Source organism: Streptomyces sp. NBC_00647 (assembly GCF_045207245.1).
GTDB lineage: Bacteria > Actinomycetota > Actinomycetes > Streptomycetales > Streptomycetaceae > Streptomyces.
In genome coordinates, this window is the sequence record NZ_CP109040.1 from 3797710 (window position 1) to 3814504 (window position 16795).

Consider the following 16795-nt stretch of genomic DNA (forward strand, 5'->3'; position numbering starts at 1 on the left):
GCATCCCTCAGGAGGGGGCAACAACCATGTCAACCACGGGTCCGACAACCCGAAGACGCCGCTGGGCGGCACTGCTCGGGGCGACCGCCCTCGCGGTCACCGCGGGAGGTGCGCTGGCCGCCCCGGCCGGAGCCGCTTCCACGAACGTGGACTTCGCCACGCACTGCATCCCGCCGGCGATCGCGGGCATCCCGCCGATCGACGGCACCACCACCGCGAAGATCACGGTGGACAACGCAAGCCCCAAGGTCGGCGACACGGTCACCGTGACCTACACGGTGGTCAAGCCCGCCGCCAGCAACCCCGTCGACCTCGCGCTTCCGGCGGACATCATGACGCCCACCGGCAAGGTCGCGCTCGGCGGGGCGCAGACCGGAAGCGTCACCGTCGCCGGTCCCAAGAAGAACGACCCGGTGCCCGGCAAGGGCGCCTTCCCGTCGTTCAGCATGACGGGCACGTTCACCGTCACCGCGCCCGGCGCGATCACCTTGTCGCCGAGCGACTACAACATCCACACCAGCTACATCATGGAGCTGGACACCCCGTGCACGGTCATCACCCCGCCCGCCCCGGTGTCGGAGACGGTCACCGCGACGGGCGGCGGACAGACCAACACCCGGGCCATCCAGCTCGGTTCGGCCTCCGGGAAGCCCGGTGACAGCGTGACCGTCACCGGCAGCGACTTCACCCCGGGCGCCACCGTCACCCTCGCCGGACGGTCCGGGGCCACCCAGACCGCCGACACGGCGACCGTGACCGCGAACGCCCAGGGCTCCTTCAGCGGCTCGCTCGTCGTCAACGACAAGACGACGACCGGCGTGGTCGCGTACGAGGGAGGAAGCTGGGACCCGGACACCGGCGCCGGTCCCGCCGCGTATGTCGTCATCGACGACACACCCGTCCCTGACGGCAGTCAGAAGCTCACCACCACGGTGAAGGCGGGAACGCTGTCGATGACCCAGGCCGGGGACGCCGTCGCGCTGTCGGCGGTCGACTTCGGCAAGGGCGGTGCCTCCACGGGCGCCCTGCGGACGGTGACGGTCAAGGACTTCCGCGGCGGCCCCGCGGGCTGGTCCCTGACCGGCAAGGTCACCGACTTCACCGGCCCCGGCGCGAAGATCGATGCCGGTGCCCTGAGCTGGACCCCGGCCTGCGCCACCAAGGCCGGCAGCCCGAGCACCTGCCAGGCCGGCTCGTCCGGCACGGTGGGCACCTCGGGAGCGACCCTGGCGTCCACCCCCAACGGGACACTCACCGGTGGTGAGTTCACCGTCGACGCCGGACTCTCGCTGAACGTACCGGAGTTCACGCCTCCCGGCTCCTACTCCGGCGTGCTCACGCTGACGCTCAGCTGACCGGTCCGCCACTCGACCGGTCCATCCGCACCCCGGTGGCCGGGCGCGCACCCGCCCGTCCACCTCGTCCCGACCGAGCCGTCCGCGGGGGTCCGCACCCATGCGCAAGCCGTATGTCCTCCTCCTGAGCACGTTCGCTGCCGTCCTGGCCTTCTCGGCCTTCCTGGCGACACCCTCGTACGCGGCCGACAACGGCAGCTGGTCGGTCTACCCGGTCTCCTCGCGCATCGCCGCGCGGCCGTACTTCTACCTCTCCGCCGACCCCGGCCAGACTCTCCGCGACAAGGTCACGGTCGCCAACAAGACCGGCCGTGCCCTGACGTTCCGGCTGTACGCGGCCGACGCCTACAACACCGCCCGCGACGGCGGGTTCGCCGTGCGCACGCTGAAGGAGAGGCAGCGCGGGGTGGGGGCGTGGGCCCGGCCCGCCCGCTCCCGGGTCACCGTGCCGGCGCACGGCAGGGTCACCGTGCCGTTCACGCTCCGGGTCCCGGCGAAGGCCGAACCCGGCGACCACCCGGGCGCGCTGGTGGCACTCGACGAACGGATCGAGACGGGCGGGAGCTCCCTCGCGGTCGGGGTGCAACGAGCCGTCGCCGCCCGTGTCTATCTCCGGGTCGGCGGGCCGACGGTTCCCGCGCTGGCCGTGGAGAAGGTCCGGCTCACCCACCACCAGCCGCTGGTCCCCGGCACGGGCACCGCCACGGCCACCGTCTCCTACACCCTCCACAACACGGGCAACGTCACGCTGAACCCGAAGGTGCGCCTGAAGGCGGAGGGCCTCTTCGGGCGGACCCTGCTCTCCCGCGGGCTCACGGACATCCCCTCGGAACTGCTCCCGGGCCAGCGGGTCCGGCTCACCGCACCCTGGCACGGGGCGCCTCAACTCGACTGGGGCGACGTGACGTTGACGGCCAGCGCCCCCGGGACCCGGGAGTCGGCGCACGTGTCGTTCCTCGCGCTGCCGTGGCTGGTGGCAGTGGTGGTGGGGGCCGCGTTCACCGCGGCGCTGGTGACGATCAGAGTGCGTCGGGCCCGCGTTCGCCCGTCCGTACCCGTACGACTGTCTCCACGGGGACGGACCACACCTTTCCGTCCCCGATCTTCCCGGTCTGCGCGGCCTTCACCACCGCGTCGATGACCGCGTCGGCGTCGGCGTCCTCGACGACGACCTCGATCCGCACCTTGGGGACCAGGTCGACCCGGTACTCGGCGCCGCGGTACACCTCGGTGTGTCCGCGCTGGCGCCCGTAGCCACTGGCCTCGGTGACGGTCAGCCCGTGCACGCCGAGCTCCTGCAGGGCGTTCTTGACCTCGTCGAGTCGGTGGGGCTTGACGATCGCGGTGATGAGCTTCATGCCTGGGGCTTGACCTTCTGCGCGGTGGAGAGGGACGACGGAACCGGGGCGCCGTGGCCCAGGACCCCGTGATCGTAGGCGCTCTCGGCGTGCACCGTAAGGTCCAGGCCGGTCTGCTCGTGCTCCTCGTCCGCGCGCAGGCCCATGAGCCGGTCGATCAGCTTGCCGAGTCCGTACGTGACGGCGAAGGCGTACGCCCCGACGGCCAGTACACCGACCAGCTGCCTGCCGAGCTGGCCCAGTCCGCCGCCGTACAGCAGCCCCTCGGCCCCGCCGGTCATCTCGTGGACGGCGAAGACCCCGATGAGCAGCGTGCCGATGACACCGCCGACCAGGTGGACGCCGACGACGTCCAGCGAGTCGTCGTAGTTCAGCCGGAACTTCCAGCTCACCGCGTACGAGCAGACGGCACCGGCGGCGAGCCCGACGGCGAGGGCGCCCAGCAGGGACACCACCCCGCAGGACGGGGTGATGGCCACCAGACCGGCGACCGCGCCCGAGGCGGCGCCCAGGGTGGTCGGGTGGCCGTCGCGCCGCTGCTCGACGAGGAGCCAGCCGAGCAGGCCCGTGCAGCCGGCGGCGAGGGTGTTGAGGAAGGCCGCGGCGGCCAGACCGTTGGCGCCGAGGGCGGACCCGGCGTTGAAGCCGAACCAGCCGAACCAGAGGAGACCGGCGCCGAGCATCACCATGGGCAGGTTGTGCGGCCGCATGGCGTCCTTCTTGAAGCCGAGCCGCGGCCCGAGGACCAGGCACAGCGCGAGCCCGGAGGCACCCGAGGTGATCTCGACCGGCATACCGCCCGCGAAGTCGAGGGCGCCGAGACCTTCGCGGATCCAGCCGCCCGGGCCCCACACCCAGTGCGCGACGGGAACGTATACGAGCAGTGCCCAGGCGGGCACGAAGACGAGCCACGCCCCGAACTTCGCCCGGTCGGCGATCGCCCCGCTGATCAGCGCGGCGGTGATGATCGCGAAGGTGAGCTGGAAGGTGGCGAAGAGCAGGGTGGGGACGGTGCCCTGCACGCTGTCGGGCCCGAGCCCGGCCATCCCCGCGTGCCGCAGCCCGCCGATGAGCCCGCCGAACGCGTCCTCGCCGAACGCGAGGGAGTATCCGGCGGTCAGCCACACCACCGTGACGAGGGCGATCGACACGAAGCTCATCATCAGCATGTTGAGGACGCTCTTCGCCCGGACCATGCCGCCGTAGAACAGGGCGAGGCCAGGGGTCATCAGGAGGACGAGCGCGGTGGCGGCGAGCAGCCAGGCTGTGTCGCCGGTGTCGATCCGGGCGGCCAGAGTCACGGTCTCTCCAACGGGGTGGGGGCGTCGTCAGAGCGTCACGGGCTCGCATTTCCGGTTGCGTTCACCGACGTTTCCGATGTGTTTCATTGCGCCGTGATTTCTGAATCCTCACAAGCGGGACGCCCGGTGCGCGGTGCCGGAAGGTCCGGTGCGCGGTGCCGAAAGGTCCGGTGCGCGCGTCCCCGGATGCCCGGCACGCAGGTATCGGAATGCCCGCTTCCCGGGTATCGAACAGCTTGGTACGGCGGGCGCCCGACGATCAGGGAGAATGGGCGCCATGAGCGTTCGCAACCAGTCATCCGAGCCGTCCCAGGACGGGGGCGCCCCGCACGCCCTCGAGGCAGTGGGGAACCACCGCGCCGGCTTCGCCTGTTTCGTGGGCCGCCCCAACGCGGGCAAGTCCACCCTCACGAACGCTCTGGTCGGCCAGAAGGTGGCGATCACCGCGAACCAGCCGCAGACCACCCGGCACACCGTGCGCGGCATCGTGCACCGGCCCGACGCGCAGCTGATCCTCGTCGACACCCCTGGCCTGCACAAACCGCGCACCCTGCTGGGCGAGCGGCTCAACGACATCGTCCGCACCACCTGGGCCGAGGTCGACGTGATCGGCTTCTGCCTGCCCGCGAACGAGAAGCTCGGCCCGGGTGACCGTTTCATCGCGAAGGAACTGGCGTCCATCAAGAAGACGCCGAAGATCGCGATCGTCACGAAGACCGACCTCGTCGACAGCAAGACGCTCGCCGAGCAGCTCATCGCGATCGACCAGCTCGGCCGCGAGCTGGGCTTCGAGTGGGCCGAGATCGTTCCGGTGTCGGCGGTGGGCGACTCTCAGGTGGGTCTGCTGGCCGATCTGATCGTCCCGCTGCTGCCGGAGGGGCCCGCCCTCTATCCCGAGGGCGACCTGACGGACGAGCCGGAGCAGGTCATGATCGCGGAGCTGATCCGCGAGGCCGCCCTGGAGGGCGTCCGTGACGAGCTTCCGCACTCCATCGCCGTCGTGGTGGAGGAGATGCTGCCGCGCGAGGACCGCCCCGCCGACAAGCCGCTCCTCGACATCCACGCCTTCGTCTACATCGAGCGCCCCAGCCAGAAGGGCATCATCATCGGCCCCAAGGGCAAGCGGCTGAAGGACGTCGGCATCAAGTCCCGCAAGCAGATCGAGGCGCTGCTGGGCACGCCCGTCTTCCTCGACCTCCATGTGAAGGTCGCCAAGGACTGGCAGCGGGACCCCCGGCAGCTGCGCAAGCTCGGCTTCTGAGAGACCTCCGCCTCCGTCGGCCCCGGCCGCACCGCCCGCGCCGGGTGTCGCGGCCGCGGGCCGGTGGGGCCGCCGGGCGGGGGAAGCCTTCTCAGCCCGCCGTCACCGTCTGCCGTACGACGCCGTCGAGCCCGGCCAGCAGCACCGGAGTCCCGGGCCCGCCGAGATCCCGTACCGCCGCGCGGTCCGCGTCCGCGACGGCTTCCGCCTCGGACACCACGGCCGCAGCCTCCAGGGACTTCGCACCGGACGCCACGGCCATCGCCACGGCGGTCTGCAGGGCGCTCAGCCGCAAGGACGTCAGCTCCACGGTCCCGGCGACGTACGTACGTCCCGTCTCGTCCCGTACGGCGGCCCCCTCGGGCACACCGTTGCGGGCCCGCGTGGAACGGGCCAGGGTGACGATCTTGCGGTCCTCGGGGTCGAGCGCGCTGCTGTCGGTCATGAGCAGAGCATACGAAGTGCCGACGCGCGCTCCCGCCGAAGGGTCACCGGACGTGGCGGGTCAGCCGGCCACCGGATACATCGACCCGCGCCGGCCCTCCGGCGAGGCCAGCCACTCCAGCTTCGACGCCGTGTTCGCCTCCGGCAGCGGCGTGTGCAGCACGATCGTGAGATCGGGCCGGACCGGTACCTTCATCGCCGTGGACTCGACGGCGAGCAGCCCCACCAGCGGATGGTCGAGCTCCTTACGGATCTGACCGGCGTCCTCGATGTCCCGCCGCTCCCACAGTTCCGCGAACTCGTCGCTGGCCTCGGTGAGTTGGGCCAGCACTTCACGGAATCCCTCGTCCTCCGGCGCGGCGGCGCACGATGCGCGGAACTGGGCGACGACGGTACGCGCGTTGCGCTCCCAGGTCCGCGAACGGCCGCGGTAGAGCGGGTCGGTGAAGAAGTCGACGATGCAGTTCTGGGTGTTCTCGGGACGCATGCCGAGGACGACCTGGGCGGCGTCGTTGTACATGACGCAGTTGTAGTACGGGTCCATGATGTGCGCCGGATACGGCATCCACGTGTCGATCAGCCGCCGCAGTCCGTCGCACATGTCCCGGTCCCCCGGGGCGACTTCGGGGGCGGGCGGGTTCAGTCCGGCCAGCGTGTACAGATGGCGCCGCTCGGTGTTGCTGAGCCGCAGCACGCGGGCGACCGAGTCGAGGACCTGCGGCGACACGGAGATGTCCCGCCCCTGCTCCAGCCACTGGTACCAGGAGGCCCCGACGCCCGCGAGGACGGCGACCTCCTCACGACGCAGCCCCGGGGTGCGCCGGCGGGCACCACCGTCCGGGAGACCGGCCTCGGCCGGCGACACCCGCGCCCTGCGGCTCATCAGGAACTCCCGCAGTTCCGGGCGCCGATGGGTCTTGAGCACGTCCTCGGTCACGTACGCGTCCCCCTCCGGATGCTGGTGGTGCGACCACCAGCATAAGTTCCGGCTCCCCACGGATATTCCGGCCGCCGCAGGCTGTTGCCATGGCGACCGAGACAACGACCACGTCCACCGACCGCACCCCCGGCGACACCGATCCGGGCACCGGAGCAGGCATCGAACCAGACATCGGCACAGACATCGGCACAGGCGCCACGAACGGCCGCCGGGCCCGTAGTTCCTCCGCTCCTCCCGCTCCCGGGAAGGACCACCCGCCCGTCGGCAGCCGGCTGTCGCGGCGCGACAGGCTCGTCCTCTTCGTGCTGTGCGCGGCCCAGTTCATGGTCGCGCTGGACTTCTCCGTCCTGAACGTGGCGCTGCCCGTGCTCGGCGCCGACCTCGGCATGAGCCGCTCGGCACTCCAGTGGGCGGTCACCGCCTTCGCGCTGCCCTCCGGGGGATTCCTGCTCCTCTTCGGGCGCATCGGCGATCTGTACGGCCGCCGCAGGCTCTTCCTCGCCGGACTGGCCCTGTTCGGGACGGCCTCGCTGCTCGCGACCTTCGCCTGGGACCCGACGTCGTTCCTGGCCGGACGCGCCCTGCAGGGCCTGGGCGCGGCGGCGATCGTCCCGGCCGGCATGTCGCTGCTGACCACGACCTTCCCGGAGGGCCCCGCGCGCGACCGCGCGCTCGGCATCTCGGGCACCCTCCTGTCGCTCGGCTTCACGGTCGGCATGGTGGCGGGCGGCGTCCTGACGGACGTGCTCGGCTGGCGTTCCACGATGGGTCTGCTGTCGGTGTTCGCGCTGATCGTGCTGCCGCTGGCCCCGGGCCTGCTGCCCGAGTCCCGGACCCCCGACCGCCCGCGTCTGGACATCCCGGGCGCGGTCACCGTCACCGGCGCCCTGCTGGCCCTGATCTACGCCCTGTCGACGGCGGCGGACCGCGGTTTCGGCGGCGCGGACGTCCTCACGGCTCTCGTCGTGGGCGTGCTGCTGCTCGGCGCCTTCGTCCGCGTCGAGTCCCGCGCCGCCGCCCCGCTGGTCAGCCTCCCGATGCTGCGCCGCCGCACGGTGGCGTGGGGCAACCTGGGCGGCCTGGTCACCTTCTCGATGATGTCGACGGTCGTGTTCGTGCTGACCCTGTACCTCCAGGAGACCCTCGCGCTCTCCGCCTTCGAGACCGGCCTGGTGTTCGGCGTGCAGGGCGTGCTGTCGGCCGTCGCCGGGGTGTACGCCCCGAAGGTCATCGGCCGCTTCGGGGCCCGCCGTACGCTGGTCGGCTCGCTGGCCGGGCAGGGCCTGTTCGTGGCGACGATGCTGACGCTGGGCACGCACGTCTGGTCCGTCTGGATCGCCACCGTCGCGGTGTCGCTGGCCAGCATGTGCCACCTGGGCGCGATCATCTCGTACGGCCTGACCGTCACCTCGGGCGTCCCCGACGAGGAACAGGGCCTGGCCACCGGCCTGGTGACCTCCACCCAGCAGGTGGGCATCACGGTCGGCATCCCGCTCCTCGGTGTCCTCGCCACCACGTCGGACGACCTGCTGGCCGGCGTCCACACGGTCCTCGCCCTGGACGCGGCGGTCGTGCTGGCGGCGGCGGTACTGGTCGCGGCGGGACTCGGGCGACGCGGCGCGACGCGGACCCGCTGAGGGTCAGGGACGGTCGAGGCGCAGGCGCTCGGCCCGCGGCAGACCGGCGACGACGAGATCGTACGAATCCTCGGCGAGCTCCCGGACCAGACGGTCCGGGAGCTCGCCGTCCACGGTCACCGTGTTCCAGTGCCGTTTGTTCATGTGGTAGCCCGGGACGATCAGCCCCGGGTACTGGTCACGCAGCCGGATCGCGTCCTGCGGGTCGCACTTGAGATTGACCTTGAGCGGGCTCGCGTCCAGGTTCGTCAGCGCGAAGAGCTTGCCCAGCACCTTGAAGACCGAGGTCTCGGGGTTGAAGGGGAAGTCCTCGACGGCCGCGTTGAAGGACAGGCAGAACGCGCGCAGCTGCCGCGGGGTCACGCCGGCTTCTCCTCCTCGGACGGCCCCGCCGGGCCGACCGGCTCGACGAGGACCGTGACGATCTTGTTCCGGCGGCCGGCCGCGGCCTCCGCCGTCAGCCGCAGTTCACGCCCGTCGGGCAGTTCGACCACCGCGGAGGCACCGGCGATGGGCACCCGCCCCAGTGCCTTGGCGAGCAGTCCGCCGACGGTCTCCACGTCCTCGTCGTCGTAGGCCTCGAAGCCGTACTGCTCGCCGAGGTCGCCGATGTCGAGGCGGGCGGTCACCCGGAAGCGGTCGTCGCCGAGCTTCTGGACGGGCGGCAGTTCGCGGTCGTACTCGTCGGTGATCTCGCCGACGATCTCCTCGAGGATGTCCTCGATGGTGACGATGCCGGCCGTGCCGCCGTACTCGTCGATGACGACGGCGACGTGATTGCGCTCCTGCTGCATCTCGCGCAGCAGATCGCCCGCGTTCTTGGTGTCGGGCACGAACGTGGCCGGGCGCATGGCCGTGGACACCAGCTCGGACTCGGCCTCGCGGCTGATGTGCGTCTTGCGGACCAGGTCCTTCAGATACACGATCCCGACGATGTCGTCCTCGCTCTCCCCGGTGACCGGGATGCGCGAGAAACCCGAACGCAGGGCCAGGGTGAGGGCCTGCCGGATCGTCTTGTAGCGCTCGATGACGACGAGGTCCGTGCGGGGCACCATGACCTCGCGCACCAGGGTGTCGCCGAGCTCGAAGACGGAGTGCACCATGCGGCGCTCCTCGTCCTCGATGAGGGACTCCTTCTCGGCGAGGTCGACCAGCGCCCGCAGCTCCGCCTCGGAGGCGAACGGGCCGCGCCTGAATCCCTTGCCCGGCGTGAGGGCGTTGCCGATGAGGATCAGCAGCGGGGGGATCGGGCCCATGATCCGGGCCAGCGGCAGCAGGACGTACGCCGCCGCCGTCGCGGTGTTCAGGGGGTGCTGGCGGCCGATGGTGCGCGGCGAGACACCGACCGCGACGTACGACACGAGGACCATGACGCCGATGGCGACGGCGAGGGCCTGCCAGGTCTTGTCGAACTCCTTCAGGCAGGCGTAGACGACGAGCGCGGCGGCCGCCATCTCGCAGGCGACGCGGACGAGCAGCGCCACGTTCAGGTAGCGCGTCGGGTCCGCGGCGACCTGCGCGAGCTTGGCGCTGCCGCGCCGCCCGCTGCGCACGGCCTCCTCGGCGCGGAAACTGGAGACGCGCGCGAGGCCCGCCTCCGCGCAGGCGGCGAGCCAGGCGACGACGACCAGGGCGATGGCACCGAGGACCAGCTGAGGGCTCATGACACGGTCGGGGCCGGAGACGGACCCGTCATGCCTTTCTCCGCACGCCAGCCGTCCACGATGGCGGCCTGCAGACCGAACATCTCGGCCTTCTCGTCGGCTTCCTCGTGGTCGTAGCCGAGCAGGTGCAGCACGCCGTGGACGGTGAGCAGTTGGAGCTCCTCGTCCATGGAGTGCTCCGTCGGGGCGTCCTTGCCCTGGCGCTCGGCGACCTCGGGGCAGAGCACGATGTCGCCGAGCAGCCCCTGCGGCGGCTCGTCGTCGTCCTTCGACGGCGGACGCAGCTCGTCCATCGGGAAGGACATGACATCCGTCGGCCCCGGCAGGTCCATCCACTGGATGTGCAACTGCTCCATGGCGTCGGTGTCCACGACGATCACCGAGAGCTCGGAGAGCGGGTGGATGCGCATCCGCGCGAGCGCGTAGCGGGCGATGTCGAGGATCGCCTGCTCGTCGACCTCGGTTCCGGATTCGTTGTTGACGTCGATCGACATGGCGGTGCTGGTCTACTTCCCCTTGTGGCCCCGGCTCTTGTGGGAGCCGTTCTCGGTGCCGTTCTCGCTGTCGTACTTCTCGTACGCGTCGACGATACGGCCGACCAGCTTGTGCCGTACGACATCCTGGGACGTGAGCCGCGAGAAGTGGACGTCGTCGAGACCCTCCAGGATGTCCTGGACCTGCCGCAGACCCGACTTCGTACCGCTCGGGAGGTCGACCTGCGTCACGTCACCCGTGATCACGATCTTCGAGTCGAAGCCGAGCCGGGTGAGGAACATCTTCATCTGCTCGGCGCTCGTGTTCTGGGCCTCGTCCAGAATGATGAAGGCGTCGTTCAGGGTGCGGCCGCGCATGTACGCGAGTGGCGCGACCTCGATCGTGCCCGCGGCCATCAGGCGCGGGATCGAGTCCGGGTCGAGCATGTCGTGCAGCGCGTCGTAGAGCGGGCGCAGATAGGGGTCGATCTTCTCGTAGAGCGTGCCGGGCAGGAATCCGAGACGCTCGCCGGCCTCGACCGCCGGGCGGGTCAGGATGATCCGGTTGACCTGCTTGGACTGGAGCGCCTGGACGGCCTTCGCCATGGCGAGGTACGTCTTGCCCGTACCGGCGGGGCCGATGCCGAACACGATGGTGTGCTTGTCTATGGCGTCGACGTAGCGCTTCTGGTTGAGCGTCTTGGGGCGGATGGTGCGGCCTCGCGAGGACAGGATGTTCTGCGTGAGCACTTCGGCCGGAGTCTCCTGGCCGTCGCCCTCCCCGTTCTCGCTCGCCCTGAGCATGGCGATCGAGCGTTCCACTGCGTCCTCCGTCATGGGCTGCCCCGTGCGGAGCACCAGCATCATCTCGTCGAACAGGCGCTGGACGAGAGCGACTTCACCGGCGTCGCCGACCGCACTGATCTCGTTTCCCCGGACGTGGATGTCGGCCGCCGGGAAGGCCTTCTCGATCACGCGCAGCAGGGCGTCTCCGGAACCCAGAACAGTCACCATGGGGTGCTTGGCCGGGACGGTGAAGTGCGCGCGCGCCTGCCCCTGGACGGGGCCGTGAGCTGTTGGTGTCTGAGTCATGGGCCGGCTCTGTAGGCCTGCGTATCCTCCTCGGTCGGCACGCTTGCCACACGGGCAGCCTTGCGGTTCCCAGCGTACGTCGCGGCACTGACAGAGCCGTAGGGCTTTTCCTGAGGTCACGACGTCGTGACCTCACGACGCCCCGGCCGACCCGGCGATCCGGTGCCTCACGCCGAGCGGCCGAAGCCGATCGTCGGCACCGCCCGCCGCAGCGGCCAGGGGCGGGTGACCTCGGGGAGCAGGCCCTCCAGGAAGGCGTACCGGCGCAGGGCCGCCGGATCCTGGTCGTCGACGGACTGGACCCGGCGCCACCAGGCGGCGATCTCCGACCAGCCGGGCGCCGACAGTGATCCGCCGAACTCCTGGACGGAGAGCGCGGCGGTCAGCCCGGCGAAGGCGAGCCGGTCGGAGAGCGGCCAGTCGGCCAGGGTTCCCATGACGAATCCGGCGACGAAGACGTCTCCCGCGCCCGTGGGGTCCAGCGCCTCGACGGCGATCGCCGGGACCTCGGCGCTCTCCCCGGAGCGGCCGTCCACGGCGTAGGCGCCCTCGGCACCGAGGGTGACGACCGCCAGCGGTACGTGCTCGGCCAGCGCGTGCGCCGCCGCGCGCGGGCAGTCGGCGCCGGTGTACCGCATGGCCTCCTCGGCGTTCGGCAGGAACGCCTCGCAGTGCGCGAGATCGGCGAGGCCCGCCAGGTCCCAGCGGCCGGTGTCGTCCCAGCCGACGTCCGCGAAGATCCGGGTGCCGCGGCTCGCGGCCTGCGCGATCCAGGGCGCGCGGACTCCGGGGGTCAGCGAGGCGACGGCGGCACGCGCGCGCGGCGGGCAGTCCGGGGCGGGTTCCTCGGGGGGCGGCTCGTGCCCGTGGCTGACCATGGTCCGCTCGCCCTCGTACGCCATCGACACGGTGACCGGCGAGTGCCAGCCGGGCACGGTCCGCGACGGCGCCAGATCGATGCCCTCGCCCTGCTCCAGGGCGTCCCAGCAGTACTCCCCGTAGTGGTCGTCCCCGAACGCGGCGGCCAGGGAGGTCTTCAACCCCAGCCGGGCGAGAGCGGTCGCCATGTTCGCGACGCCGCCGGGGCTCGAACCCATGCCGCGCGCCCAGGATTCGGTGCCCCGCACGGGGGCGGAGTCGAGCCCGGTGAAGATGATGTCCAGGAAGACGGTGCCCGTGAGGTAGACGTCCCAGGGCGGGTCGCTCGCCGTGCGCAGCCCGGCGAGCGGGTCGACATGGGCCTGGCGGTACGGTCCCTCGCCGTTGGACGCGATCACGGTGCGCTCCCTGGGGTGGTGCGGATCTGGCCAGTGTGCACCACCCCGCCCGGGCGGGCCGTGGGTCACGCCGGGGCGGCCGTCGCGCGTGGTGCGGGTGGGTGTCGTCCCCTCAGGGCCCGCGTCCGACCCGCCTCCAGGTACCCGCACCGGTCCCTCACCTGCCGAAACGCCCTCGCCCGCGCGGCACGGCACCGGCATCCGGCCCCGCTCGGCGCCTGAAGGATCGGCGCTCTTACCCCGGGCCCCTCACCCCAAAACGAAGAGTGCCCCAGATCACATCTTTCGGCCTTCTTCGCGGAGCCACCCACTTGATACAAATTGCCCCGCGCGTTCCTGTCCGTCGACAGCCGCCCCCTCCCCCCTTCTTGAGCCGCTCTCGCATGCCCTGGGAACGCCCGTGTCCGCCCGCACCACCACGCCCTGGCCCCTCGTCGCCCTTTTCACGGCCGGGTACCTCGCCGCGTATCTGCTCCCCACCACCGTCGGCCGCCTGGACGCGGGCCTCCCGCTCTCGGCCACCCAGGCCGGCGCCGTCGGCAGTGTCCTGCTGCTGAGTTCGGCCTCGGCCGGCTTCCTGCTCGCCTCCCGCGTCGACCGTTTCGGTCCGCGCCGGCTCGCCCGCGCCGGTCTGCTCCTCGCGGCCGTCGGCTACGGCACCGCCGCGCTCTCGTCGGCCGTCCCCCTCGTGGTAGCCGGCGCGATCGTCGGCGGCTTCGGTTCCGGTACGGCCACCACGGTCGCCGCGACCGGGATCGCCGGCCGGCGCGATCCGCACCGGGTCACCACTCTCGGTCTGCTCGGCGTCTCCGCCCTCGCGGGAGCGCTGTATCTGACGATCCCGCGTCTGGGCCCGGCGCACGGTGTCCCGCTCGCCGCGATCGCCTGCGCGTCCCTGCTGTCGCTGCCTCTGGCGGGACGCCTTCCCGCGCAGGCGCCGGCGGCCCACACCCGACGTGCCGCCAGTCCGCTCCCGCACCGCCGTTCCGGTCTGCTCCTCGCCGCCGCGATGCTCTTCTGGTCCCTCGCGCAGAACGCCCTGTGGGGCGTGAGCGGCCGGATAGGTCTGACGCAGGCGGGCCTCACCGAGGTCACCGTCGGCGCGGTCTTCGCGGTGGCACTCGGCGCCGGACTGCTCGGGGTCGTCGGCGCGGGCGCCCTCGGCCCGCGGCTCGGCACGGGGCTGCCGATCGGCCTGGGCACGGCGCTGATCGCCGGCTGTATCGCGCTCAGCTCGGCGGCCACCGATCTGACGTCCTTCGCGGCGGGCGAGATCGCCTGGAACACCCTGTACCCGGTCGTGCTCACGTACGTGATCGGTCTCGCCGCGTCCATGGACCCGCGCGGCCGGTGGGCGGTCCTCGTCGGTTCCGCCTCCTCGCTCGGCACCGCGTGCGGCCCGCTCACCGGCAGCCTGCTGTCCGCGCGGGCCGGCTACCCGGCGATGGGCACGGTCCTGGCGGCCGGCCTGCTGCTGGTCGGCGTCCCGATGACGCTCGTGGCCCTGCGTCCGCGCCGCGGCACTCAGATCGTCGAGATCCCCGTCCCGGAGATGCCGGTCGCGAACCACCCCGTGGCACCGGTCCCGGCCGCGGGCAGCCCGTTCACGGACATCGCCGTCGCGGACAGCCCGATCACCGACATCGCCGTCGCGGGCAGCCCGTTCACGGACGTCCCCGTCGTGGAGATCTCCGTGGCACCGGCCCCCGCCCTGGACAGCCCTTTCGCGAAGGTCCCCGTCACGACCTTCCCGCTGGAGGCCGTGCCCGCCCAGCGGGACGCGTACGCCACGGCGGGCCCCCGGCACACGGCGGCCACCGTGTCCGCGCCGGGCCCGTGACCGTCTGACGTCCGTCTGCCCGTCTGCCCGTCGATCCGTATGTCTGGCCGGCCGTCCGGTCCGGCGGACGGACGGCGCAGGGATCGGCGGGCGGACCGGCGGGCGGACCGGCGGACGCTCTCCCGGCTACGGGAACGCGTACGCCTCGACCTCGGCGAGGTAGCGCGCCCGGCGCTCCTCGTCGTGCTCCAGGAAGGATGCTTCGAACGAGTTGCGCGCCAGCTCCCGCAACCGCTCCTCGCCGAGACCCAGGGCCTCGCGCACCGCGTGGAAGTTGTCGCCGGCGTATCCGCCGAAGTAGGCGGGGTCGTCGGAGTTGACCGTGCACAGGAGCCCGGCGTCCAGCATGGCGGGCAGCGGGTGCTCCGCCAGGACGTCCACGGCGCGCAGCCGTACGTTCGACAGCGGGCAGAGCGTCAGCGGCACCCGCTCCCGGACCAGTCGCTCGACGAGCTCGGGGTCCTCCATGCAGCGCAGCCCGTGGTCGATGCGCTCGACGCCCAGGAGGTCGAGGGCCTCGGTGATGTACGAGGGCGGCCCCTCCTCACCGGCGTGCGCGACGCGCCGCAGACCGAGCTCGGCGGCGGCCTCGTAGACCGCGCGGAACTTGACCGGCGGGTGGCCGACCTCGGCGGAGTCGAGGCCGATGCCGACGATCCGGTCGAGGTAGGGCTTCGCGGCCTCCAGGGTGTCCATGGCGGACTCGGCGGACTCGTCGCGCAGGAAGCACATGATCAGCTGGGTGGAGACACCGTGGGTCTCCTCGCTGCGGCCGAGCACCCGCCACAGCCCCTCGACGACCGTCCCCATCGGCACGCCCCGGGCGATGTGCGCCTGCGGGTCGAAGAAGATCTCCGCGTGCCGCACACCCTGGGCCGCGGCCCGGGCGAGGTAGGCGTCGGCCAGGTCGGCGAAGTCCGCTTCCGTCCGCAGCACGGCCATGAGCTCGTAGTACAGGTTCAGGAACGTCTGGAGGTCGTCGAAGAGATACGCCTTGCGCAGTTCCTCGGTGTCCGCGTACGGCAGGGTGACGCCGTTGCGCGCGGCGAGCGCGAAGGCCAGCTCGGGTTCGAGGGTGCCTTCGATGTGGAGGTGCAGTTCAGCCTTGGGGAGGGACATCGAAGCATCGTACGGTCGCTTCCCGGGCACACCGAAACCGGCACCTTCCCGACACCGGGACGTCGGAGCGCCACCGGGCTGCCCCGGAACGCGAGCGGCACCGGGCGGACCTGGAGCGGCCCGAGCCGTCACCGTCGCTTCGGGACCGGCACTCTCACCAGGTCGTGCGCCACCGTCAGCTCCCCGTCGAACCCCGCCGCGCGGGCCTCGCGTTCGAACTCCCCGGGATCGGAGTACCGCTGGCTGAAGTGGGTGAGCACGAGGTGCCGTACGCCCGCTTCCTTGGCCACCCGGGCCGCCTGGCCCGCCGTCAGATGACCGTGGTCCGAGGCGAGCCTGTGGTCGCCGTCGAGGAAGGTCGACTCGATGACGAGCAGGTCGCAGTCCTCGGCGAGCGCGTCCACGCCTTCGCACAGCCGGGTGTCCATGACGAACGCGAACCGCTGTCCGCGTCGCACCTCGCTGACGTCGTCGAGGCTGACGCCCCGCAGCGAGCCGTCCCGTTGCAGCACCCCGACGTCGGGCCCCTTGATCCCGTGCTCGGCGAGCCGCTCGGGCAGTATCCGCCGCCCGTCCGGTTCGACCAGCCGGTACCCGAAGGACTCGACGGGGTGGGAGAGCCTGCGGGCCTCCAGGGTGTACGCGGGGGTCGTCGCGAGGACACCGTCGTCCGCGACCGGCGCCTCGGTCAGCCGGGCGGTCTCGCGGTAGGCGGTGGCGTAGCGCAGCCGCTCGAAGAAGTGCTGTCCGGAGAGCGGGTAGTGCGCGGTCACCTCGTGCGGTACGCGGTCGAGGTTGATGCGCTGGATCACCCCGCCGAGTCCGAGCGAGTGGTCGCCGTGGAAGTGCGTGACGAAGATGCGGTGCACATCGTGCGCGGCGACCCCGGCGCGCAGCATCTGGCGCTGCGTGCCCTCACCGGGGTCGAAGAGGAGCCCCTCACCGTCCCAGCGCAGCAGGTAGCCGTTGTGGTTGCGGTGCCGGGTCGGAACCTGGCTGGCGGTGCCGAGGACCACCAGTTCACGTGCGGACAA

15 protein-coding genes and 1 pseudogene are annotated in these 16795 nt (G+C 71.7%); 5 read left to right on the top strand and 11 right to left on the bottom strand.

Annotated elements, in window-relative coordinates; translation table 11 throughout:
• The first annotated feature begins 26 nt into the window (after positions 1–26).
• Positions 27–1355, top strand: coding sequence for a beta-xylosidase (locus OG788_RS16680; RefSeq protein WP_351538525.1), 1329 nt, complete (start codon positions 27–29; stop codon positions 1353–1355).
• Between the two features lie 100 nt (positions 1356–1455).
• Positions 1456–2478: pseudogene (locus OG788_RS16685) on the top strand (WxL protein peptidoglycan domain-containing protein); the annotation flags it as partial.
• On the opposite strand, the gene OG788_RS16690 reads toward OG788_RS16685, so the two are convergent.
• Both OG788_RS16690 and OG788_RS16695 read right to left on the bottom strand, forming a co-directional pair.
• Positions 2375–2713: a P-II family nitrogen regulator gene (locus tag OG788_RS16690; RefSeq protein ID WP_351538528.1), complete on the bottom strand. Its 339-nt coding sequence runs from the start codon at positions 2711–2713 to the stop codon at positions 2375–2377. The pseudogene OG788_RS16685 and the gene OG788_RS16690 sit on opposite strands and share 104 nt — an antisense overlap.
• Positions 2710–4014 (bottom strand): ammonium transporter, encoded by a 1305-nt coding sequence (locus OG788_RS16695; protein ID WP_406371700.1) that lies wholly within the window; start codon positions 4012–4014, stop codon positions 2710–2712. Before OG788_RS16695 ends, OG788_RS16690 begins: the two co-directional genes overlap by 4 nt.
• 268 nt (positions 4015–4282) lie before the next feature.
• On the opposite strand from OG788_RS16695, the gene era reads away from it, so the two are divergent.
• Positions 4283–5275, top strand: a complete 993-nt coding sequence (era, locus tag OG788_RS16700; RefSeq protein ID WP_406371701.1) for a GTPase Era — start codon at positions 4283–4285, stop codon at positions 5273–5275.
• Between the two features lie 91 nt (positions 5276–5366).
• On the opposite strand, the gene OG788_RS16705 is transcribed toward era, so the two are convergent.
• On the bottom strand, positions 5367–5720 hold the full coding sequence (locus tag OG788_RS16705; protein ID WP_351538537.1) for a cytidine deaminase: 354 nt from the start codon (positions 5718–5720) through the stop codon (positions 5367–5369).
• Positions 5721–5780: 60 nt separating this feature from the next.
• On the bottom strand, positions 5781–6602 hold the full coding sequence (locus OG788_RS16710) for a helix-turn-helix transcriptional regulator (RefSeq protein ID WP_351538711.1): 822 nt from the start codon (positions 6600–6602) through the stop codon (positions 5781–5783).
• Between the two features lie 143 nt (positions 6603–6745).
• On the opposite strand from OG788_RS16710, the gene OG788_RS16715 reads away from it, so the two are divergent.
• Positions 6746–8296: an MFS transporter gene (locus tag OG788_RS16715; protein ID WP_406371704.1), complete on the top strand. Its 1551-nt coding sequence runs from the start codon at positions 6746–6748 to the stop codon at positions 8294–8296.
• Positions 8297–8299: 3 nt separating this feature from the next.
• Here OG788_RS16715 and OG788_RS16720 read toward each other — a convergent pair whose 3' ends face one another.
• From OG788_RS16720 to OG788_RS16740, 5 genes are all read right to left on the bottom strand, one after another.
• Positions 8300–8659 (bottom strand): MmcQ/YjbR family DNA-binding protein, encoded by a 360-nt coding sequence (locus OG788_RS16720; protein ID WP_406371706.1) that lies wholly within the window; start codon positions 8657–8659, stop codon positions 8300–8302.
• The gene (locus OG788_RS16725; RefSeq protein ID WP_351538546.1) at positions 8656–9960 is read right to left on the bottom strand and encodes a hemolysin family protein; all 1305 of its coding nucleotides are present in this window, start codon (positions 9958–9960) and stop codon (positions 8656–8658) included. Before OG788_RS16725 ends, OG788_RS16720 begins: the two co-directional genes overlap by 4 nt.
• Positions 9957–10454, bottom strand: coding sequence for an rRNA maturation RNase YbeY (gene ybeY, locus OG788_RS16730; protein ID WP_266758599.1), 498 nt, complete (start codon positions 10452–10454; stop codon positions 9957–9959). Before ybeY ends, OG788_RS16725 begins: the two co-directional genes overlap by 4 nt.
• 12 nt (positions 10455–10466) lie before the next feature.
• Complete coding sequence (locus OG788_RS16735) at positions 10467–11525, bottom strand: PhoH family protein (RefSeq protein WP_266758601.1); 1059 nt, start codon at positions 11523–11525, stop codon at positions 10467–10469.
• Between the two features lie 167 nt (positions 11526–11692).
• Positions 11693–12802, bottom strand: coding sequence for a PfkB family carbohydrate kinase (locus OG788_RS16740; protein ID WP_351538551.1), 1110 nt, complete (start codon positions 12800–12802; stop codon positions 11693–11695).
• Positions 12803–13202: 400 nt separating this feature from the next.
• Here OG788_RS16740 and OG788_RS16745 point away from each other — a divergent pair, with 400 nt between their 5' ends.
• Positions 13203–14642, top strand: a complete 1440-nt coding sequence (locus OG788_RS16745; RefSeq protein ID WP_406371708.1) for an MFS transporter — start codon at positions 13203–13205, stop codon at positions 14640–14642.
• A 126-nt stretch (positions 14643–14768) separates the two neighbouring features.
• On the opposite strand, the gene OG788_RS16750 is transcribed toward OG788_RS16745, so the two are convergent.
• Both OG788_RS16750 and OG788_RS16755 read right to left on the bottom strand, forming a co-directional pair.
• Positions 14769–15761, bottom strand: coding sequence for an adenosine deaminase (locus OG788_RS16750; protein ID WP_406371710.1), 993 nt, complete (start codon positions 15759–15761; stop codon positions 14769–14771).
• A gap of 128 nt (positions 15762–15889) precedes the next feature.
• Positions 15890–16795, bottom strand: a complete 906-nt coding sequence (locus OG788_RS16755; RefSeq protein ID WP_406371712.1) for a ribonuclease Z — start codon at positions 16793–16795, stop codon at positions 15890–15892.